We start from the raw sequence: 19918 nt of genomic DNA, 5'->3' as shown, positions 1-19918 counted from the left end.
GTCCGATTGTTGTTGGTTGGTTGTTGAATAATTGTGTTTTCTCTTTTTCCACCCGGACCGGTTCTTACCGCTCCGGGGTATGGAGCAGCAGCCTGTGCCCGGCCTTCAGCGTGATTTTCACCGTCCGCATCCTCTTGGTGACGTACTGTGACACGCCCTGTATCACGCCTTTCCCCACGTCCGAGGCTATCTGCGCGCCGGCGTCCGTCGAGATGTTGATGCTGCTCCCCATCGAGGTCCCCATGTTGGCGGCTATCTCACGTACGGCATCATATTCCAGCGAGTTCGGGACAAGTATTCCCTGCCCGCCGTCGGCATCATACACTTCCAGCTCCACCGGGATGACCGCCCCTTTGTATTCCACCGTCTCAACGAGCACGTCCAGCCGTTCCCCCTGGAGACGCGCGCTTCCGGTCAGCAGGGTGCCTTTGGGTATGAGGCGGTCGTCCACCGCCATGGGTTCCAGCAGCCGGAGGCGCAAGGCCTGCCCGTCCGATACGGTCTGCGTCCCGTGCACGCAGGCGGCGATGGTGTTCCTGTCCGGGGAGAGCGTCTTGCCGACGGGGGTATGGAATCCCGTATTCCGCTCTCCGGAAATCCCCTCTTCGTCATTCACCGGCCGGGACAGGGAGGACACCACCTGCTGCCTCACCTGCTTCACCGGTCGGGCGGCGGTCCGTTCTTTCCGGTCGGCTGCCGGAGCGACGGTCGTCTGCTTCCCGTTGTAACGGACCGCCAGCTCGTATGACTTCTCCATCAGTGCCATCTTCTCTTCCAGTGACTGCCCGCCGCCGTCAGGGTGCTCCCCGGACTGCCTCTTTTCCAGATTCTCGATGCGCCGCAGCAGCTCCTTGTCCTGCGGATGGTCGCGCGGCTCATGGATGGTATGGAGTGAGCGGTTCATGTTGCGGTAGGCCTCCGTGGACGAACGCACCGGACTGCGGGGTGTCATGGCTTCCGGTTCCGGGGGAAGCTCCACGTTCACTCCGCCCTGCGCAACACGCAGGGTGTCGTTCCGCTTCCTGTTGAACAGTTCCGACATTTCCTGAAAGGTGTCCTTGCGCTTTCTCTCCTTTTTTGCCAGGGCATCCCGTTCGTAGGCGCTGACTTTGTTGCCCTCCATGCGGGTCTCCTCGGGCGAGGGAATCTCCGTATTGAAGCCCAGGCCTTTTCCGGCTTCCTCCCTTTCTTTCTCCGTCGGGCTGTATATCAGCAGAATGGTCCCCGCGAACATCAGGAAAAAAAGCGGGTAGATGACAAACTTCGCACGCCGGCGTTTCTCTTCGGGTGTCAGCGGCTTGTCACCCGACAGTCCCAGCAGTTTCTTTATCTTCTGTATATCCGTTTTCATCGTAGCAGTTGTTTGGATGGATTGGTATTGTTCTCCGGCCGCAAGTCAAGCCGCCGGATATGTTCTATGCTCATCGTCCCGTCGTCACTCTTTCCCGGACCGGAGAGCGCGGAGACAATCGTGTACAGGCAGGCGGCCAGGAACAGAAGGAAGGCGGTGATTGTCACCAGGCTCCGTTGCCTTCTTGTCAGGCGGTGGCAGAACAGCCGTATCCGGCCGTCCGCCCGTCTCAGGCTGACATATCCTTTTTTCATCGTTCTGTGCTCCTTATGTCCTTGTTCTCCAGGATGGTGAACTGCTCAATGATGAACCCGTTCGGATTGTCGTCCGAGCGCCCCGTGTTCTGGAGCGAGCAGGAGGTGACAAGGCTGCGCTCGGTCACGTTGCTCTCCCTGACGATCATCTGGCGGGCATACGTCGTTGCCTTGTAAGGATAAACGGCGAAATCGCACACCACGCTGTCCACATGCACCACCTGGTTGATGTTGCCCGAAATCAGCCGGTTGTAATAGCCCTTCTCGGCAAAGTCCACATAATAGTGGTAGGCGCTCTTGTCCGCCAGTTGCAGGGCGCGGTTGATGTTGTGCCCGATGGCGTCCTTCTGGGGCGAGAGCGAGAAGAACAGCTCGTGAAAGCGCCTCACGTGCTCCCTCGCCTCGGCGGGACGGTTCTGCGAAAGGTCCTGCGAGAGGGCCATCATCAGCGACTTGCCGCCGTCCAGCACGTAGATTTTCTCACGCTGCCTTTCGGCGAAGCGGTACGAGCTCCACAACGCATAGCCGGTGACGAGCGCACAGCAGCCGGTGAAGACCGCCAGCATCAGCCGGATGCGGCGGAAGCTGCTTTCAATGTTGGTCAATGACTTGAATTCCATGTATGAATCGTTTCTTTGGATTGATTGTTTTTTCTTTCTCCCGGCGGGATACGTATGGCACCCCTGGCGACATACGTTAGTGACGGCTTGTTACATACGTTAGTAGCAGGTCGCTACATACGTTAGTCGTGCATGGTTACTAACGTTAGTCGTATCGGGCTGCATACGTTAGTAGCCGTATGCGGCGTACGTATCCCGTAAACCGGTCTCTGTTATTTTCCTCTCAGCCGTCCTCCGATATTCCCCAGTACGGAACCGCCCACCCCGGCAGCAAAACTGCCCGCTTTCGTGGCGGTCCGGTTCAGGTTGCGGCTGAAGTTTCCTCCACCGCCCGCCTGCACGATCCACCCCGCCACCGTCGGGACGGTGAAGTACCCGATAATCCCTATCAGCATAAAGATTATGTACACGCTGTTGGAGTTGTCTATCGAGTAGTCGGGATTGCCCTGCAACTCTTGGATGTCGTTCCGGAGCATCAGCACCTGGAGCTTGGCGAGCAGGGTGCTGAACAGGTCGCTCACCGGAAGCCACAGATAGACGGAGATATAGCGCGTGAACCACTGCCCGAGCGTGGACTGGAAGCCGTCCCACACGCTGAAGGCGAACGCCACAGGACCCAGTATGGAGAGCACGACCAGGAAAAAGGTCCGTACGGTATCTATCAGCAGCGATGCCGCCGCGAATATCAGCTCCAGCAGGCTGCGGAACGCGTCACGGATACTCTTTTCCAGCTTGTACATCCCCACTTCCACGTACATGCCCAGCCGCGAGGCGGCGTCCGTGGGCGACCAGCCCAGCTCGTCCAGCTGCCGGTCGAACTCCTCGTCGCTCACCAGATGGGCGGTCTCGGGATTGCGCAGCATGGCTTCCCGTTCCAGCTCCTCCTTCTGGGCACGGTACTGTTCCATGTCCAGCGTCTGCCCCTCAAGCATCTTGTGCGTGCCCTGCACGATGGGGCTGAGCACACTGTTCAGCGTGCCGAGCACCAGTGTGGGAAAGAGCAGGATGCAGATGCCGATGGCGAAGGGCCGGAGCAGCGGATACACGTCCACCGGCTCGGCGCGCGCCATCGACTGCCACACACGGACGGCGACATAGAAGAGCGCCCCCAGCCCGGCAAGCCCCTTGCCCACGTCCATCATGTCCTTGCAAAGGGGCATCATTTCTCCATACAGGGTCTCCAGTATGGTATGCAGGTTGGCGAAATCTATCGACAAAAGTACCATAGGCTACCAATATTTGGAGGTTTCATCCCCGTAAAGCCGCATCACGCGCTCCAGGTCGTTCTTCTTCCTGGCCCTGAGATAGCTCACGGCGATGTTCTTGTTCGTATAGTAGCTCACCAGGTTGCGGTAGCGGCGCATCTCGTAGTAACAGCGGTCCACCACGTCCATACGGTCCTTGTCGGTCATGGAGAGCGTGCTCACGTTGATGACCTGCCTGAGGTCCTGCAACACGCCGTTGCTCTCCTCCAGCAGCCGGGCGTAACCGAAGGCGATGGCGTCCAGCTCGCGGGGCGAGAAATTCCCGTCGTTCATCATCTTCCCGAAGTTGGTCACGTAGATGTCCGACACGTCGCCCACCATCAGGATGATGTCGCGCACCTTGCGGGCGTCCTGTATCAGGTTGTTCACCGCCTTGAGCTGGTCGTAATACCTCTTCGCCTGCTCGTAGATTTTCACCGTCTCGGCAAAGCTCTCGGCCGTATTCACGGCGGTCTTGGAGGTGTGGGCGATGTTGTCCGACATGTTGATGATGCTTTGGGCAAGGTTGCCGGGGTCGGTCACCACCCATTGGGCGTCCGCAGCGGTACCGCACAAGGCGAGCACGGTTCCTATCAGGAGTGACTTCGCTCTCATGGGCGTTCCTCCTTGCGTACATAGTCCCCGTTGGGGGAGAAAGTCAGTACGTCCGTCGCCTCGTTGTAGGACACATCGATGCGGTAGCCCGTGTTGATAAACAGGTTGCCGTTCTCTTCCACCAGCAGGTAGGTCTTCGGTTTCAGTACACGCATCCTGCCGCTACGGGCGAACACGGTCACCTTGTAGGCTTCTCCTTCCTTATATACCAGCACGTCCGGCTTGCCTTCCACGCTGGTCCACGAGCCGCAGAGCTTGTCACGGTCAATGCCGCTCTCCGAGCAGCTCTGCAATATCAGGGCGGCCATGCTTATCAGGCACACCGCCAGTTTCAAGGGTCTGTTTCTCATAATCGTTCTTGTTTGAAGGTTGATGTTCGTCTCTGTTCTTCCCGTCTCTTCTCCGCCATCCGTCTGACGGCCGCCTCCAGGTCTCCTCCGGATTCTTCCGCCAGCCGCTGCACTTCCAGCTTTTCGGACTCTTCCGTTGAGAACGTGAAATACTCTTCCTCGCTCACTTCCGTGGCATACACCGCCGAATGGGTGCCGCCCAGCCCGATCCACACCTCCCGGTAGGAACGTCCGGGATGGTTCGCCTGGTTGATGGAGAGAATCTGTCCCTTCTCCTTGTCGGTCAGGCCGAGCAGCCGCTGGATGTGCTCGAACTTGTTCATGTATTTCCGCTGGTCCAGCAGTATCTTGCAGTCGGAGTTGTTGATGATGGCCTCCTTCACGATCGGGGACGAGATGATGTCGTCCACCTCCTGCGTCACCACCACCGCCTCGCCGAAATATTTCCGGACGGTCTTGAAAAGGTACTTGATATACTCGCTCATGTTGGCGGACATCAGCGCCTTCCAGCACTCCTCTATCAGTATCATCTTGCGGACGCCTTTCAGCCTGCGCATCTTGGCGATGAAGGTTTCCATGATGATCAGCGTCACCACCGGAAGCAGCACCTTGTTACTGCCGATGTTGTCCAGCTCGAACACGATGAACCGCTTGTTTGTCAGGTCCAGCTCCTTGTCGGAGTTCAACAGGAAGTCGTAGTCGCCTCCCCGGTAAAAAGGCTCCAGCACGTTCAGGAAGCCGTCAATGTCGAAATCCTTCTCACGTACCCTCTTCTCCTCAATCATCCGGCGGTAGTCAACCGACACGAACTCGTAGAATCCGTTGAAGTCCGGCCTGACGCTCCGGTCCCCCGATATTTTCCGGATATAGGCGTTCACCGCGCCCGACAGCGCCACCTCCTCCGCACGTGTGGGAGCCTCGTCCTCCCGTTTCCACAAGGTCAGTATCAGGGTCTTGATGCTCTCGCGCTTCTCCACGTCGAACTGTCCGGAGTCGGTGTAGAACGGGTTGAAGGATATCGGGTTGTCTTCCTCGTACGTGATGTATATCCCGTCCTCTCCCTGGGTGCGGTCATGGATCATGCGGCACAGCCCCTGGTAGCTGTTTCCCGTGTCCACCAGCAGGATATGCGTGCCCTGCTCGTAATAGTTGCGCACCAGATGGTTGGTAAAAAAGGACTTGCCGCTGCCGCTTGGCCCCAGGATAAATTTGTTGCGGTTGGTGATGATGCCGCGCTTCATCGGAAGGTCGGAAATGTCCACATGCACCGGGATGCCGTTCTGCCGGTCCGCCATGCGGATACCGAACGGGCTGGGCGAGTTCCGGTAATTAGTCTCCCCGGCAAAGAGGCAGACCGCCTGCTCCAGAAAGGTGTAGAACGACTCTTCGGCGGGAAAGTCGCCCGCATTGCCGGGGATGCCCGCCCAGTAGAGCACTGGGGTATCGACAGTGTTGTACCTCGGCGTGCATTCCATCATGGCGAGCTGGCTGCCCGTATCGTTCCTGATACGGCGGAACTCGTCCGCATCCTCGGCCCAGGCGATGACGTTGCAGTGGCACCTGACGGGCAGCAGCCCTTTGGCGTGCGCCTCATCCAGGTACATTTCCGTCCACTCCTGGTTCACCGCGTTGCTCCGGCTGTATTTCGACAGCGAGAGCATGTTGCGCGAGTTCTTCTCCATCATTTGCAGGATCTCCTGCGCGCTGTCGATGAACACATATTGCGAATAGATATGGTTGCACGACAGCAGCAGCCCCACGGGGGCGGCAAAGGACAGCCGGCAGTCGCTCCGGTCTGTGGACATACGCTCGTAACGCATGTCGGTGGAGAGCTTGCCTGGCAGGTCCTCCGTGTCCGAAAGGGTATGCAGGCAGAGCCGCTTGTCGCCGATACGCATCCGTCCGGGTTTGAGGCAGATGTCCTGGAGCACGGCGGTCCCGTCCTCCAGCGAGAGGGAGAAATACTTCTCCACCAGTCCGGGATGTTCTTTCGTCCCGGTCACCTCGTCCGTATCCAGGCGGCGCAGCCTTACGTGCCCGGAATCGTTCATGATGCGCTCGAACTGTTCCACCGCCTCAAGGAAACGCTCCGCCGTCTCCTTGTCGGTTATCTCCCTGGGCAGCAGGAAGCCGCGGCAGAGGGTGCTGAAGTCACTCTGCCGACGGTTGCGCTCACGGGTGGTCTTCGTCAGGTACAGGTAGCATCTGTGGTTCAGGAAGGGTCTTTCGTTGAAGTGCCGCTCGTAGCTGCGTGCAAGGAAGCTCTGTTCCTCCCCGCCGGTTTTCGGGCGGTAGGTCTCCTTGACGAACCAGTCCTGCTTGCACACCACGCTGTGTTCGGGCAGTACCTTGATGGCTTTTATCCAGGAGGCGTGCATGGCCTCGTACTCGTCCGCCGTCACCGTGTACAGTTCGGGCAACTCCACCTCGAAAGCCACGGTCAGGTCGGCATCCTTGCTCACGATGCAGCCGTTCTCCACCGACAGCAGGGGGAACTTGCGTTCCAGCGTTTCCGCTTTCAATACATTTCTCATGGTTGTTTCCTCTTTCTTTTCGTGAATAATCTGAAAACTCTTTTGCGGTGAATCAGGTAGCGCGGGTGCCGTTTCCCGGCCAGCAGCTTCATCAGCCCGTGTTCACCGTAACGGGTGTTCAGCCGGAACGTCACCCATACCAGCAGACCGCCGGACACAATTCCGAAAGGAATGCATATCCACTGGTCCACGCCTGCCAGATAGAGGATGACCACCGCAAGGAGCACCGCCGTCAGCCCGCCCGCGAAGACGAACAGGTATTGCGACTTGAGCCCCTTGAACTCGACGGAATTGCCCGCGCCTTTGTTTACCGGATACTCCATGCCTTTAGAGGAAGAAGGAACGCAGGATGGTGGCGGCCACGATCAGGAAGATACACGCGAAGAACCAGCTGGCGGCGGTCTTCGAGGTGTCGGGGTCACCGCTGGAGAACTTGCCGTAAGTCTTGATGCCGCCCACCAGTCCCAGCACGGCGCCGATGGCGTAGCACAACTTGGTGGCGGGGTCGAAATACGAGGTCATGAGGCTGGTTGCCTCGTTGATACCGGCAAGGCCCTGGCCCTGCGCGAAAGCGTGGGCGGCAATCACCGCGCACACCATGGAAAAAAGGATTCTTCTCTTCATTGTCGAATCGTTTGGGTAAGACATAAATTTGAATTCGACGGCGAAGATAAATGGTGTTAACAGGCTATGGTTCAGCGGTTTCATCAGATGTCACTACATGTCATCAGATGTCATAGCAATAACATATTTGCCTAATTCATACTACATTTTGTATGATACAAGATTTATCTGCGTGATTGCTCACTTTTCTTTGAAAATTAAGAAGACTAATGTTTTTACTTTTGCAAATAAAATCAGAATATTACCAAGACAAGGTGGCAATCATGATTTTTTGTTGTATTTTTGCCCGGACAGGTATATATAGGCTAATTGATAATTAGGATTATAATGAGAATGGAGTATGTTTTCCCACAATTGTTCAGCCCTGATGACGTAGACATCAGGTTGCAATACATATCCGTCAGTCAACTGGAAAAGATGGTTGAAACGGGTAAACTATGTATACCTGGAACGGAGGAACTGCAAAGAATGTCAAATGTCTGGAATGACAAAGAAAGAAGTTCGTTTATAGAATCCATTATGGCAAATTTACCCATCCAGTTAATATACCTGGATGGAAGCAAAACCCCATGGACAGTAATCGACGGGGTACAGCGGATCAGTTCACTCCATAAGTTCCTCCAAAATGAATTCGTGTTGGACGGATTGGAATATTTCAGCAAAGAATGCGAGGGAATGTCTTTTTCCTCCATCCCCTTTTACTTACGAAGCCGGATTGAATCTACAAACATAGTAGCTTATGTTATCAACCCCGGCACTCCTGATGCTGTAAAGTTCAATATTTTCAAGAGAATAAACAAGATAGGGAAACAACGCAACAGGGAGGAGCTAAGAAATGCTTTCTTTCAAGGTTCCGTGTCAAAGTGCATTGCCGAATTGGCGGAATCTCACGAATTTCTGCAAGCCACCCATAAAATGATGAGCCAAAAAGGGATGTCCGACCGGGAACTTGTATGCAGATATTTCGCCTTCAGACTTCTTCGGCCATTCTTTGATACCACAGAAACCATGGACGATTTCCTGGATAAAGGGATGGATGCTCTTTCCGCATTGCCTGAAAATGATTTTGAGAGGGAGACAGCCCGGTTTAAAACTGTTATGCAACGCTGCTACGATGTACTGGGGGACATTACATTCATCAATATCAAAGCCACACGGAAACGGATAAACAAGAATTTATTTGACGCCTTTTCTTATTCAATATCCCGGTTGAATGATAATGAATATCAGAGTTTGCTTCGGCAGTCGGACCGGTTTGAAGAGGAATACAAACGGCTTTTTGAGGAAAAAGGATTTTTATGCGGAAAGGAACTGCGGAAGACTTCAACAGAAGCCGTCCGCAAACGGTTTGATACAATGGATAGATTTATCAGGAAATTTACTTAGTTTAGTATGATAAAGGAAATAAGACTTAAGAACTTTAAGGTTTTTGAAGAGGAATCTTTCAACATAAAACCTCTGACTTTGATAACAGGTGTCAATGGCATGGGGAAATCTACCCTTATACAGTCATTGCTGTTCCTCAAACAGAACTATGAATTGGGGTATTTATCCAACCCGAAGAAAAAATTACGTTTGAAGCATGACTTTGTCAACCTGGAATCTGCCGGAGATATATGTTACACATTCGCTGAAGAAAAAAGTGTATGCATATCCATCAAAGAAGACAACGGGAACGAATATCAATGGGTACTGGACACCAGTGAAGCCGGAAGCGAGGAAGTCGGCTATACATATACCGGCAGCGATATTCACGGGCTTTCTTTATTTGATGACAGATTCATATTTCTGGAAGCGGAGCGGTGGGGACCCAAAGCTCAATATAACAAATCGGAGGCCAGGGCATACAATACCTCATTAGGCATACAGGGGGAACTTACGCCGGCTTACCTGAACAACGCCTTGTCGGTTAATGAGGAGATCGGCATAAAAGAAATGCGACATCCCAACCTGAAAGAAGAGCAGATACAACTGACGGAAAATGTGAATGCATGGATGGCCCAAATCATGCAAGTTCCTTCGTTGAAAGCAAATACGACTGAAATAGACAAAGATAAAATCAGGCTTGAATATGGCATGGCGGGAACCAAAGGCAAGAAGTACTCGGCTTTACAAGTCGGTTTTGGCTTCACCTATTGCTTGCCTGTCATTGTAGCCCTGCTCAGGGCAAAGGCAGACGACCTGCTTGTTTTTGAGAATCCGGAAGCACACCTGCATCCGGCCGCACAAGTGGAACTGGGCAAACTGATGGCACTGGCTGCCGGCAAGGGAGTGCAGATCATAATAGAATCACACAGTGACCATATATTGAACAGTTTAAGGCTGGCAAGGAAAGAAAAAGTCATTTCACAGGAGGATTTGAATGTAATCTTTGTCCAAAGAGACTTTGGAGCAGACGATGATATGGAGGTTACCTATATTGATGAAATTCAAATCACGGATGAGGGGAAATTGAACAAGCGTCCTAAAAATTTCTTTGACAGTTGGGATGATGTACTGACCCGGCTAATTGACTGAAAACATGGAAGCATATCTTAATGAATTGAGTGTAAAAGCATTCTCAAACAACAAGGACGCCCAAGACGCTTTCTCGTTATTGGGCAGGTGCTTGTCTAAAATGTCGGAATTAGGCGTTTCAAACGTGCGTATGACAAATGAAGCAATGGGAAAAGGAATGCTTCCCGGACAGACATGGAACAGGATCCTGAATAATGAAACTGTGATTGACAAGGATTTAAAATCCGTATTGATTGCCAAATTGTGCACTTTAGAACCTGTCGACAGCCTTGAAGACAAGCACAACGTATTGGGTTTCTCTTATAATGGGATACCATGCAAAGGTTTGGGATGGGCCTCGGAAGCAATGGAAAATACGCTTGCTTTAGGATTCAGGCAAAAAGACGCTTGGGACAATGGAAATTACAACGTGGATATAAGCCTGCTGGATGAGGATGGAAATGAATTGCCGCTTACATCCGGATGCAAGCATGTGGTTTCTCCGGATGGAGTCGAAACGCATAGGGATTTTCTCCTAAAAAATATTAATATGCCAACCAACGGGAAGGTATTGTCGAAACGAACCGCCAAATTGTTTCCGCATCTTAGATTTGCAGAACAGGCATCGGATCAGCTCGATAAAATCAAAGATCCGGCTGTTGTACAACAAATCTATTGGAGATTATCGGATTTGGAAAGAGTGGCGGCTAATTCCACCTCACCTGTCTCGCCGGAAAAGTTCAGATACAAAACGACACCGGAATCAGATACACGTAGCAGGTTGCCACAATTGAAAATCTTATTTTCGGATGGAGAGACCAGACTCTGCTCCTGGCATTCACGCTTTACACCCGGTGCGGGACGAATACATTTTTGTCCAAATGAATCTGAACAGATCTTTTACATAGGATATATCGGTGAGAAAATCGCAGACTAAAACCGCCGGAAGCTTGTTCAGGTTGGAAAGCGACGGACTATAATCGGTATATTGTGTCTGTTGATCGTATTCCGCCCGTTGAAAAAAATACAATTTCACCCCATAGCAATCAACTGGTTATTAATCAACTCATAATAATGCCCATGACGGGCGCACAATTCGTCATGGGTACCCTCTTCGACAATCCTGCCTTTATGCAGAACGACTATCCTGTCGGCATGACGGATGGTGCTTAACCGGTGGGCCACTATCAGGACCGTCCTTCCTTTGCAGAAATCCAGCAGATTCCCGGTAATGATTCTTTCATTGTTGGCATCCAGCGAGTTGGTAGCCTCATCAAGAAACACGAACGAAGGGTCCTTATAGAGCGCACGGGCGATAAAGATACGCTGTTCCTGTCCCCGGCTCAGCCCCACGCCTTCAGCCCCCACCATCGTCTGGTATTTCAAGGGCAGTTTCTCTATGAACTCTTCCAGGTTGGCCTGGCGGGCGGCGGTCCGGAGACGTGTACGGTCTATATGCTTGTCCTCCACCGCAATGTTCCTTGCCAGAGATTCGGAAAACACATGGCTGTCTTGCAGCACTACGCCGCAGCTGTGCCTCCACGATGTCATATCATAATCCTGCAAGGGAGTGTCCCCCAGGAAGATATTTCCGCTTGTAGGAGCAAAATAGCCCAGCAACAGTTTGACAAGGGTGGTCTTTCCGCTTCCGCTTGCGCCCACGATGGCGGTGGTACGTTGTGCCGGAATGGTCAGCGTTATGTCATCCAGCACCTTGGCTTTGCCATGCAGGTTATATTTAAAATCCAGGTGTTCAATCCGGATATCCTTTCGGGAAATCTCCGGCTGTTCCGGTATCTTTTTCCCCGTTCTTTCCTCCGCCTTCCCATGAATCGCGCTGATACGCTCGATGCTTAGCCGCACATTCTGGAAATTATAGAGAAACTGCATCAGTTGTTCAATCGGGATGTTCAACTGCCCGATAATGAATTGCACGGCAAGCAGCATACCCAAAGTCATCTCCCCTTCAATGACAGAAACGGCGGCAATGACCGTCACAACCAGGTTCTTGGACTGGCTGATAAATATCCCGCCTGTCTGCTGGAACTGTTGCAGGCTCAAAGACCTCATCTGGATGTCAAGAAGCTCCTTTTGCAACGCCTCCCATTCCCCGGCGCGCCTTCCCTCGCCGCCTTGCAGCTTTATCTCCTGCATGAAAGTAAGGAGTTGGTATACCTTGTTGTTGCTGGCCGACTGTTTCTCGAAAATCATATAGTCAAACAACTTGCGCTTATGCAGGAAACACATGGTCCACAGGCCGTAGCCGATACTTCCCGCCAGAAAGACAAGGAACAGGAAGCTGTTATATGAAAACAGGACGCCCATGAATATGCACAAGACCATTACCGAGAACAAGACGGAGAGAACCTGTCCAGTAAGAAAATCCTGCACCCTGCGGTGATCGACGATACGCTGCAAAAGATCCCCGGTGGTCCTTGTCTCGAAGAATGAAATCGGCAGGCGGAACAGTTTGGCGAAGAAGTCGGTTATCAATGATATATTGACATGCATCCCCACAAACAGCAGAAGACGGTTGCGGACAAACTCCATGGCGGCAGAACCAAGCACAAGCACCAGCTGGCCGCCGAGAATCAGATAGACAAGCGGGATATTTTTATGACCGATACCTTTGTCGACCATCATTTGCGCAAGCAGCGGAAGCACCAGCTGTACGAGACTGCCGACAAGCAGGGTCAAGGCGACCGATGCAAATGCTTTTTTATAAGAAGCTATGTACCTCCATAAAAAACGGAAAGGGGACGGGACTTTTGGTTCCATGCCCGAAGAGAAGTCATAAAAAGCCTGTGTGGGTTCAAGTAACAAGGCGATTCCCTGTTCCCCGTCTCCCGCCCAACGCTTCAGGAAATCTTCTTTCCGGTATATGACCGTTCCTTTGGCCGGATCGGCAACATGATACTTATCCTTATGAATCCTGTACAGGACGACAAAGTGATTACGCTCCCAATGAAGGATACAGGGACACCATCCGGCCTGCAATTCGGACAGACCGACCGATACGGCGAATGTCCGGAATCCCAGGTCCTCCGCCGTCTCGCGAATGGCCTGCAAGGAAACCCCGTCAATCATGCAGCCGCATTGCTCGGAAAGGAAGTCAAGGGCATATTCCTTTCCGTAATGCTTGCAGACCATACGGAGACATGCCGCACCGCACTGCATGGAGTCATGCTGGTAGGACACCCTGAACCTCATGGGGCGACGTCTTGTTGTTCCTTGACGTAGGCATGAAAAGCGCCGAGCGTTATGTCATTCGCCTGGAAATACATACGTTCCATCTGTTCCAGAATTTCCGGATAATACTCCTTGATATACAGCAAGTCCTCTATCTGTTTCTCCTGTGCGTGCCGCAAGCTCCTGCAAATGGAACGGTCAGGTTCCTGAACCGCACCGTTCTTGATAAGCGCGGCGGTGCAGAGGGTACAGAAGCGGCCGGCCCAGCAGGAACGGCAGGACGGGCTGTCTGTCTTCTCAAAAAAATCACGGTACATTTGCCGGACGGCGGTACGGTTGATGCCCGAGTTAACCTCACCGACAGGCATGGAGAAATCTGACCGTTCGCAGAGATGCAGGTTGCCGTATGTGTCAAGCAACAGATTGGTACGCCCGATATAGCATGAATTGAAAAATCTGGCTTTGTGTAAGGGTGCGTCACCGACCTTGGTCAGAATGGCGTACACATACCGCAGCCACGCGCTGATCAGGGGGTCACGAAGAATATACTGGTACCGTTCCTCCGGAGAGAGGCCCTTTCCATAAAGTTCCTTGATCCGCTCCCGGATATTGAACTGCGCCAGTTGCTTGTCCGTCTTCTTGCTTTCACTGTAATCGCTGAATTCCAGGTAGGAAAACTGACGGACCCCGCCATAACAACCGTTCAGGCTACGCCCCTCAAAGTATCTGCCGACTTTGTCATGGTCGTATTCGGGAGCCAGCACGGCCTGTATGTGTACATGGTTCAGCAGGTACTCTTCCGAAACCTCACGGATCATGTCAAGGGCACGCTCCACGACCGTTCCCGTACCCTGCCCGTTTTTGAACACGCGGTACTTGTCATTCTCCTCCGGCGGACCGTCGAAGCTGATGGCGAGGGTGAAATGATACCGTATAAAGAATTCCACCATCTCCCGTGTCAGCAGGGTGGCATTGGTCGTTATGTGGAATACGACCTTCTCCGCAGGTATATGGTGTTCCTCCCAAGGAAGCGAGAGTACATATTTCACCAACGGTTCCAGCAGGGAAAAACGCAGAAGCGCCTCTCCGCCGTAGAAACTGACGGCGGGAGGATTCCGTTTCAGGAACAGCGTCCTGTGTTCCGGTTCCACCTTGCGGAAAATACGTGTGTATTCATGGAAATAATCCGAAATGGCTTTCCGGGCATCCTCCTCTTTCAAGTGATGGGAGGCGTGCATTTTTCCTTGTCCGCGTTGCTCGTTGATTGTATAGGGGCAATACCTGCAACGCAGATTGCAGGTATTGGTCATCTCCAGTGTCAGTTTTTTGGGAATGGCTTCCTCCTCCCATTGTTGCCATAACTGTTCCTCACCACGCATTCCGGAAGGTGTCCTCGCTTCCAGGGGACCTGGAAGCAGGATGCCGTTTCCGTTAAGACGGGCGATGAAAGCGGCGGCACCGGAAGGGAAGGAGGCCGGGCAAGGCTCTCCTTCAGAAGTTCCATACGACGCCATGTATTCACAGACAAGGTTCTTCTCAGTCTCGGACAGCGACAGGAACATGTTCGCTCTGCCGTCATATAAATAACAGGACGCCCCGTCAACTGTGAACAATTTGACCAGGGGAAACTTATTCGTTTTTTGTTTTTCCATAGTGGCTAATCTGTTTACAAAGCATCGTACAATGCAGGAATCAATCCCAGTCTCTTGACCACCAGTTGAAATCTACACCGAAAGCGGAGTCATCGGTATAGCAACCGCAGTAGCATACACACTCTTCAGACCCGGCGGCTTTCCCGCCTTTCGTCTTTTCCAACTGTTCCGAAGTGACCGTCTTGTCTTTCAGGTCTTCCGGACGGATACCTAGTTTGGCAATCTGTTTTCCCATAGCCTTTAAAATTGGAGTTAGTTCATACTTGCAACATTTCACTCCTTTAAAATATTGCAATGCCGATATAGCTTACCGGTTATTCAAATCCCATAGCCGCGATACTTACATTCGTTTTTCCTGATAAATCACGGCTCTATAATTCATTTTTGCAATCTGTCTCAAATATACAGATTCCATTCAAGAACACAATATTTTTCTTAAAAAAAAATAGGATAAACGTAATGAATTATCTTTCATTAACATCTTAGCTTCTATATGATTCCGGAAAGGAATCCGTTACCAACCGAATAATCAAAATATATGGACATTTAAAGAGCCAGGCATGACAAAGGAACCGGGAACAGGCAACCATGATAGCGGTACAAGGCAGGTTCTTCCAAAACCTCTTCCTTTCGTATCGCACCGACTGCCTCCAGGTTCAGAGAAACTGTCTCCAGGCATGTTCCGGCTGTCCTTCGTTTTTCTTTCTTTTCACCGGCAATACATTTCCGTCATTGCCGATATATTGGTCTATCAGCTCCTCAATCAGGCTTTTATTCTCCACCTGGGATGAAATCAGTTCAAACATGTCCGTTTCCCGGATGGCATGCAAGGTGACGGCAGCCCGGCGTTTTTTCTCCTCGTTCATTTGGGCACCATCCAGATTAAGCAGCACATCGCCGGCATTGAGCAGGTCATCGGACGTGATTACCGGAGCGATACCTTCCGTACCGGGAGTCTGTTCGTCCAGTCTTTCCTGTTCCTCTTTCAACAGTCTCATCTCTTCCAGGGGGAGTTCGCACTCCACCTCATTCTCCAGCACCGCCTCTTCCTCTCCGAGATAATCGTTCCCGGTTTCCAACGGCTGGCTCATGTAGGGGGCAACAAACGTACCCGCGTTTTCGTCCAGATAGACAAATCGGGTGGTTCCCATCACATCGCCCGATTCTGTACCGCACGATGTTCCCTCTTCCTCCTTCCCTTTTTTCCCGGGGGTATAGAGCAGCCCGCAGATTTTACGGACCCGTTTTTTCTGATTCCATAACTTGTATAACAAGTAGCCGGCACAGCCGATCCTTACTGACAAATAAACTATTTCTTCCATTCCAAAGGATTTTGATTTGCTTCCTGGTTATATATTTCATTGATAACATCCTGATATCTTTCCAGGTGGTCCGACAGGACACTGCCTAAAAACATGGGAACTGACATATCCGGTGCAATGACAGGCAATAATTTGGCAACAGTCCTGTACAAAGCATCGTGAATATAGGTCTGCCTTCTTGAACCGGACAGCCTCTCTTTCAGAAACCGTCGCCGGTATTCATCCGGGCCGGACGCCTCATCCGTGGATTTTCCTATCTGCTGTTTGGGAGAACCGGCGAAGTTCTTCTCCTGCTTCTCCTGGGAAGGGGCAGGCCGGCTTTTTGTTTCCGGAGCCTCAGCGGGAGAAGCCATTTTGTCCAATGCTGTTACATCCCCGGCCATCATACGTTTCAATGCCTCCTCATCCACCTGGTAATCCGTTCTTCTTTTGGTAGCCATGATTGTTCTTATTGAAGTTTCAGTATGGTTTCTATCTCTGTTGCCAGCAAGTCCAGATTGCTGCCCCTCAATGCGGAAGGGGGTGGAGGGAACAAGGTGCTGCGAAAGAAAAATCCCTTTATCCCGAAGTCTTTATTGTAGCGCTCCGCACTGGGAATGACGGTTTCCATCGCCGGCAATTTCAGCGAGCGGAAAATTTCAGTGTAGCTGTTATACAGGTCTTTGGACACACGTTTGTCCATCCGGTTCCAGAACATATAGATGCCACGCAAGGGCACATCCTTATGACGGTGCATGTATTCCCGGATGGCAAGGACAAAAGCCATGCTGCTCCGCATAACCATTCTCTCCTGTGTGACGGGAGTGAATACATAGTCCATATTGATGACGGACCGGAAGACACCGGGCACATTCACAGTTCCAGGGAGGTCAAAAAGGACAAGGTCATAGTCCAGTCCCGATTTTTCAAGGAAACGGCCGGCAGTTTCCCGGGCTTCCTCCGGAGTGGAGTTCAGGATGCTGTAGGCTTTCCTTCCGCTTGTCCCGAACTGTTCCACCAGCTGGTTTTGCAGATGCACGTTCTTTTCAATGGTCCCCACTTCCCAGTCCCGCATAGTGCTGATACTGTGCTGCGGATAATCGCAATCCACCACAAGCACGTTATATCCCTTCAGGTAATGGAAGTAACTGGCGAGCAAGACGGTGAACGTGGATTTTCCCACACCGCCCTTCTGGTTGCTCAAAGCGACAAATAAAGGTTCTTTCTTCATAGGCTTGAATTTAGAGTGTATAATTTGGTTTCATATCTGTCCGGTTCTGTTTTTTCTGTTTCATTACGTGACAATGCATCCGTCGGTATATGGCAATGACGCACTGCCTGCCCGCTTGCATGAATACATTGCGTACCCTATTGCACCAATGTATTGCCGGTTACCGGAGGGTATTGCCATATAAGGTGCATTGCATTCATGTAATACGGAGTCCAATGCAACCCGTACTGTATTGCATTCATGCAATGTAACCCGCCATGCAGGATCACCGTGCAACATGTATGACAATGTACCTACAGGGATGATATTGCATCCGTGCCATGTACCGCCTGTGGCAAGCAAGCAATACACCTTACAGGACAATGTTCCAATGTATGCCCTCATGCACTGTGCCAAAAGTAGCGGCTATTTTTGAGACTTCCGCCAACATTTCCCCGGCCTGACATCAGATGTCGTCAGATGTCATCAAACGTCATATAAAACACTATTTACCAGCCAGTTAACACTCTCTAATTTTGCAAAATCAAAATCCGTCAATGGAGAGGAACATGCTTCATCGGACCACAGCACGCCGTGAACGTCGCGCAGCAATCCGACGAAGGAGGATTCTCTGTTCAAACGAACAGAGCAAGTTGTGTCCTTGTCCGACAAAAAGTCTTTTGTCCGACAAGGACCAACTTGCCCGCCCTGGGGCGGGGGAATCCGCTCCAAAGTCGCGGATTCTGGAAAAGAAAAAAAGTACAAACCAACAATCTCATGCATTATGGAGAAAACAACAGGGACAAGGACAGGCAGGAAACCCAAGAATGACCCGGCGGACCGCAAGTACAGCTTCCGCCTGAACGCCGAGGAGAACACCAGATTTGAAAGGCTGCTGGCGGATTCCGGGGCCAGGGACCGCACGCTGTTCATCAAGAAATCCATCTTTTCGGGACAGATAAAGGTAGTGAGAATCGACAAGGCGACCATGGATTACTACATCAAGCTGACCGAATTCCACAAGCAGTTCCAGGCAATAGGAAACAACTACAACCAGGTGGTGCGTGCCTTGAAGAACAATTTCGGGGAGAAACGGGCGATGTCACTGCTCTACAGGCTGGAGAAGCTGAGCGTCGAGCTGATGCTTCTCTGCAAGAAAATCACGGCACTCACCCAGGAATACGAGCGGAAATGGTTGCAAAGATAAGTCATGGCGCCAGCCTGTACGGGGCACTGGCCTACAACCATAACAAGGTGGCGACCGGGGCGGCAGGGATTCTTTCGGGAAACCGCATGATTTCCGACCGGCTGGGATTGCCAAGCGAAGACATGCGCCTGGCATTGCTCTCTTTCGAGAACTACCTGCTGGCAAACCGCAACACGGAGAAGCCCGTCCTGCATATCTCGCTCTCTCCGGCACCGGAAGACAGGCTGACCGACGACCAACTGGCGGAAGTGGCCGACCGGTATATGCGGAAGATGGGCTATGGAGACCAGCCTTATATCGCCTACAAACATGCCGACACCCACAATGCCCACATCCATATCGTCAGCGTCTGCGTGGACGAGCAAGGGAAAAAGATCAGTGACTCCTACGAGCACCGCCGTTCCATGACCGCCTGCCGGGAGCTGGAAGCGGACTTCGGCCTGCGCAACGGTGCGGACACGGAGAAACGGAATCCGAAAGCGGAACTGAAAAAAGTGGATGCTTCCCTGGGGGATGTCCGCCATCAGATCGGCAACACCCTCAAGGCGGTGCTGGAAAGCTACCGTTTCCAGACCTTCGGGGAGTATAGCGCCCTGCTTTCCACCTTCAATATCGAGGCGAAACAGGTCAGGGGGGAATACCACGGCGTGCCTTACACCGGCATTGTCTATGCGGCCACGGATGATGCCGGCAAGGTGGTCAGCCCTCCGTTCAAGAGCTCCCGCTTTGGAAAACGCTTTGGCAACGAACAGCTGGAAAAACGGATGCTTCTCAACCTGAAGGCGCTCAAGGAAGGGAAATGGGCTCCCTCCATACAGGCGGACATTGCCCGCGCCTTGCAACAGGCTGACTCACGGCAACGGTTTGTGGAACTGCTCGGACAGAAACGTATCGGCGTGGTGTTCCGGGAGAATGAGCAGGGACGCATCTACGGCGTCACCTTCATTGACCACGACCGCAGGGAGGTGTTCAACGGCTCACGCATGGGCAAGGAGTTTTCCGCAAACGTGTTCAACGACTATTTCAGGTGGCTGGACGGCATCCCTGAAAACGACCGGAACGGACATACGGCAGTGGAACTCTGGCAGCATCACCGGCACAAGGCGTGTCCGGAAAGCGCACTCGAGCAGGCGGCGGGCATTCTCTCCCTGGAAACCAATCCGAGGGATTACGAAGAGGAGGCTTTCGCACGCCGTATGAAAAAGAGGAAAAAGGCCAAACGCAAGTCGCGCGGCATTTAAACAGAAAATAATTTTCAAAACCCATTTATC

At 52.3% G+C, this 19918-nt stretch carries 20 protein-coding genes; 5 read left to right on the top strand and 15 right to left on the bottom strand.

The window, feature by feature from the left end:
- Positions 1-64: 64 nt before the first annotated feature.
- The 9 genes from traM to QZ331_RS04060 all read right to left on the bottom strand — a co-directional run bounded on the left by traM (position 65) and on the right by QZ331_RS04060 (position 7676).
- Positions 65-1351: a conjugative transposon protein TraM gene (traM, locus tag QZ331_RS04100; protein WP_117966103.1), complete on the bottom strand. Its 1287-nt coding sequence runs from the start codon at positions 1349-1351 to the stop codon at positions 65-67.
- A complete protein-coding gene (locus tag QZ331_RS04095; protein WP_240058697.1) occupies positions 1348-1605 on the bottom strand; it encodes a TraL conjugative transposon family protein in 258 nt (85 codons plus the stop codon). Before QZ331_RS04095 ends, traM begins: the two co-directional genes overlap by 4 nt.
- Entirely contained in the window at positions 1602-2225 is a 624-nt protein-coding gene (traK, locus tag QZ331_RS04090) for a conjugative transposon protein TraK (RefSeq protein ID WP_151878292.1), read from the bottom strand. The genes QZ331_RS04095 and traK overlap by 4 nt, the downstream gene beginning before the upstream one ends.
- A gap of 212 nt (positions 2226-2437) precedes the next feature.
- A complete protein-coding gene (gene traJ / locus QZ331_RS04085) occupies positions 2438-3451 on the bottom strand; it encodes a conjugative transposon protein TraJ (protein ID WP_117741521.1) in 1014 nt (337 codons plus the stop codon).
- A gap of 3 nt (positions 3452-3454) precedes the next feature.
- Positions 3455-4084 (bottom strand): DUF4141 domain-containing protein, encoded by a 630-nt coding sequence (locus QZ331_RS04080; RefSeq protein ID WP_005682966.1) that lies wholly within the window; start codon positions 4082-4084, stop codon positions 3455-3457.
- Entirely contained in the window at positions 4081-4434 is a 354-nt protein-coding gene (locus tag QZ331_RS04075; protein WP_005682965.1) for a DUF3876 domain-containing protein, read from the bottom strand. Before QZ331_RS04075 ends, QZ331_RS04080 begins: the two co-directional genes overlap by 4 nt.
- Positions 4431-6968 (bottom strand): TraG family conjugative transposon ATPase, encoded by a 2538-nt coding sequence (locus QZ331_RS04070; protein ID WP_117741522.1) that lies wholly within the window; start codon positions 6966-6968, stop codon positions 4431-4433. The genes QZ331_RS04075 and QZ331_RS04070 overlap by 4 nt, the downstream gene beginning before the upstream one ends.
- Entirely contained in the window at positions 6965-7291 is a 327-nt protein-coding gene (locus QZ331_RS04065) for a DUF4133 domain-containing protein (RefSeq protein WP_117741523.1), read from the bottom strand. The genes QZ331_RS04070 and QZ331_RS04065 overlap by 4 nt, the downstream gene beginning before the upstream one ends.
- Positions 7292-7295: 4 nt before the next feature.
- Entirely contained in the window at positions 7296-7676 is a 381-nt protein-coding gene (locus QZ331_RS04060) for a DUF4134 domain-containing protein (RefSeq protein ID WP_171029021.1), read from the bottom strand.
- A gap of 243 nt (positions 7677-7919) precedes the next feature.
- Here QZ331_RS04060 and QZ331_RS04055 point away from each other — a divergent pair, with 243 nt between their 5' ends.
- From QZ331_RS04055 to QZ331_RS04045, 3 genes are all read left to right on the top strand, one after another.
- Positions 7920-8978, top strand: a complete 1059-nt coding sequence (locus QZ331_RS04055) for a DUF262 domain-containing protein (RefSeq protein ID WP_005682961.1) — start codon at positions 7920-7922, stop codon at positions 8976-8978.
- Between the two features lie 6 nt (positions 8979-8984).
- Positions 8985-10109, top strand: coding sequence for a DUF3696 domain-containing protein (locus QZ331_RS04050; RefSeq protein WP_117741525.1), 1125 nt, complete (start codon positions 8985-8987; stop codon positions 10107-10109).
- A 130-nt stretch (positions 10110-10239) separates the two neighbouring features.
- A complete protein-coding gene (locus tag QZ331_RS04045) occupies positions 10240-11025 on the top strand; it encodes a hypothetical protein (protein WP_294628289.1) in 786 nt (261 codons plus the stop codon).
- A gap of 95 nt (positions 11026-11120) precedes the next feature.
- On the opposite strand, the gene QZ331_RS04040 is transcribed toward QZ331_RS04045, so the two are convergent.
- The 6 genes from QZ331_RS04040 to QZ331_RS04015 form a co-directional block, all read right to left on the bottom strand.
- Positions 11121-13298 (bottom strand): peptidase domain-containing ABC transporter, encoded by a 2178-nt coding sequence (locus QZ331_RS04040; RefSeq protein WP_117741527.1) that lies wholly within the window; start codon positions 13296-13298, stop codon positions 11121-11123.
- Positions 13295-14929, bottom strand: a complete 1635-nt coding sequence (locus QZ331_RS04035; protein ID WP_117741528.1) for a radical SAM protein — start codon at positions 14927-14929, stop codon at positions 13295-13297. Before QZ331_RS04035 ends, QZ331_RS04040 begins: the two co-directional genes overlap by 4 nt.
- A 40-nt stretch (positions 14930-14969) precedes the next feature.
- Positions 14970-15164, bottom strand: a complete 195-nt coding sequence (locus tag QZ331_RS04030; protein WP_005682935.1) for a hypothetical protein — start codon at positions 15162-15164, stop codon at positions 14970-14972.
- A 421-nt stretch (positions 15165-15585) separates the two neighbouring features.
- Positions 15586-16251: a DUF4122 family protein gene (locus QZ331_RS04025; RefSeq protein WP_117741529.1), complete on the bottom strand. Its 666-nt coding sequence runs from the start codon at positions 16249-16251 to the stop codon at positions 15586-15588.
- Positions 16239-16691 (bottom strand): DUF3408 domain-containing protein, encoded by a 453-nt coding sequence (locus QZ331_RS04020; RefSeq protein WP_057279531.1) that lies wholly within the window; start codon positions 16689-16691, stop codon positions 16239-16241. The genes QZ331_RS04025 and QZ331_RS04020 overlap by 13 nt, the downstream gene beginning before the upstream one ends.
- An 8-nt stretch (positions 16692-16699) precedes the next feature.
- Positions 16700-17461 carry an AAA family ATPase gene (locus tag QZ331_RS04015; RefSeq protein ID WP_057279532.1) on the bottom strand — a complete coding sequence of 254 codons (762 nt, stop codon included), beginning with the start codon at positions 17459-17461 and terminating at the stop codon, positions 16700-16702.
- 763 nt (positions 17462-18224) lie between these two features.
- On the opposite strand from QZ331_RS04015, the gene mobA reads away from it, so the two are divergent.
- Positions 18225-18647 carry a conjugal transfer protein MobA gene (gene mobA, locus QZ331_RS04010; RefSeq protein WP_100263085.1) on the top strand — a complete coding sequence of 141 codons (423 nt, stop codon included), beginning with the start codon at positions 18225-18227 and terminating at the stop codon, positions 18645-18647.
- Positions 18632-19888, top strand: coding sequence for a conjugal transfer protein MobB (gene mobB / locus QZ331_RS04005; protein ID WP_151878293.1), 1257 nt, complete (start codon positions 18632-18634; stop codon positions 19886-19888). Before mobA ends, mobB begins: the two co-directional genes overlap by 16 nt.
- Positions 19889-19918: the final 30 nt, after the last annotated feature.

This window comes from uncultured Bacteroides sp., from assembly GCF_910586915.1.
Classification (GTDB): domain Bacteria; phylum Bacteroidota; class Bacteroidia; order Bacteroidales; family Bacteroidaceae; genus Bacteroides.
Note: the sequence above shows the minus strand (reverse complement) of the source record. Positions and strands in the feature narration are given on the sequence as shown.

Excerpts from the sequence above, each read along its gene's own strand:
- mobB (WP_151878293.1), top strand. The coding sequence starts at position 18,632 with ATGGTTGCAAAGATAAGTCATGGCGCCAGCCTGTACGGGGCACTGGCC.
- QZ331_RS04050 (WP_117741525.1), top strand. The coding sequence starts at position 8,985 with ATGATAAAGGAAATAAGACTTAAGAACTTTAAGGTTTTTGAAGAGGAA.
- QZ331_RS04055 (WP_005682961.1), top strand. The coding sequence starts at position 7,920 with ATGAGAATGGAGTATGTTTTCCCACAATTGTTCAGCCCTGATGACGTA.
- QZ331_RS04015 (WP_057279532.1), bottom strand. The coding sequence starts at position 17,461 with ATGAAGAAAGAACCTTTATTTGTCGCTTTGAGCAACCAGAAGGGCGGT.
- QZ331_RS04040 (WP_117741527.1), bottom strand. The coding sequence starts at position 13,298 with ATGAGGTTCAGGGTGTCCTACCAGCATGACTCCATGCAGTGCGGTGCG.
- QZ331_RS04075 (WP_005682965.1), bottom strand. The coding sequence starts at position 4,434 with ATGAGAAACAGACCCTTGAAACTGGCGGTGTGCCTGATAAGCATGGCC.
- traJ (WP_117741521.1), bottom strand. The coding sequence starts at position 3,451 with ATGGTACTTTTGTCGATAGATTTCGCCAACCTGCATACCATACTGGAG.
- QZ331_RS04060 (WP_171029021.1), bottom strand. The coding sequence starts at position 7,676 with ATGAAACCGCTGAACCATAGCCTGTTAACACCATTTATCTTCGCCGTC.
- QZ331_RS04045 (WP_294628289.1), top strand. The coding sequence starts at position 10,240 with ATGACAAATGAAGCAATGGGAAAAGGAATGCTTCCCGGACAGACATGG.
- QZ331_RS04035 (WP_117741528.1), bottom strand. The coding sequence starts at position 14,929 with ATGGAAAAACAAAAAACGAATAAGTTTCCCCTGGTCAAATTGTTCACA.
- QZ331_RS04025 (WP_117741529.1), bottom strand. The coding sequence starts at position 16,251 with ATGGAAGAAATAGTTTATTTGTCAGTAAGGATCGGCTGTGCCGGCTAC.
- QZ331_RS04070 (WP_117741522.1), bottom strand. The coding sequence starts at position 6,968 with ATGAGAAATGTATTGAAAGCGGAAACGCTGGAACGCAAGTTCCCCCTG.
- QZ331_RS04095 (WP_240058697.1), bottom strand. The coding sequence starts at position 1,605 with ATGAAAAAAGGATATGTCAGCCTGAGACGGGCGGACGGCCGGATACGG.
- QZ331_RS04080 (WP_005682966.1), bottom strand. The coding sequence starts at position 4,084 with ATGAGAGCGAAGTCACTCCTGATAGGAACCGTGCTCGCCTTGTGCGGT.
- mobA (WP_100263085.1), top strand. The coding sequence starts at position 18,225 with ATGGAGAAAACAACAGGGACAAGGACAGGCAGGAAACCCAAGAATGAC.
- QZ331_RS04020 (WP_057279531.1), bottom strand. The coding sequence starts at position 16,691 with ATGGCTACCAAAAGAAGAACGGATTACCAGGTGGATGAGGAGGCATTG.
- QZ331_RS04065 (WP_117741523.1), bottom strand. The coding sequence starts at position 7,291 with ATGGAGTATCCGGTAAACAAAGGCGCGGGCAATTCCGTCGAGTTCAAG.
- traK (WP_151878292.1), bottom strand. The coding sequence starts at position 2,225 with ATGGAATTCAAGTCATTGACCAACATTGAAAGCAGCTTCCGCCGCATC.
- QZ331_RS04030 (WP_005682935.1), bottom strand. The coding sequence starts at position 15,164 with ATGGGAAAACAGATTGCCAAACTAGGTATCCGTCCGGAAGACCTGAAA.
- traM (WP_117966103.1), bottom strand. The coding sequence starts at position 1,351 with ATGAAAACGGATATACAGAAGATAAAGAAACTGCTGGGACTGTCGGGT.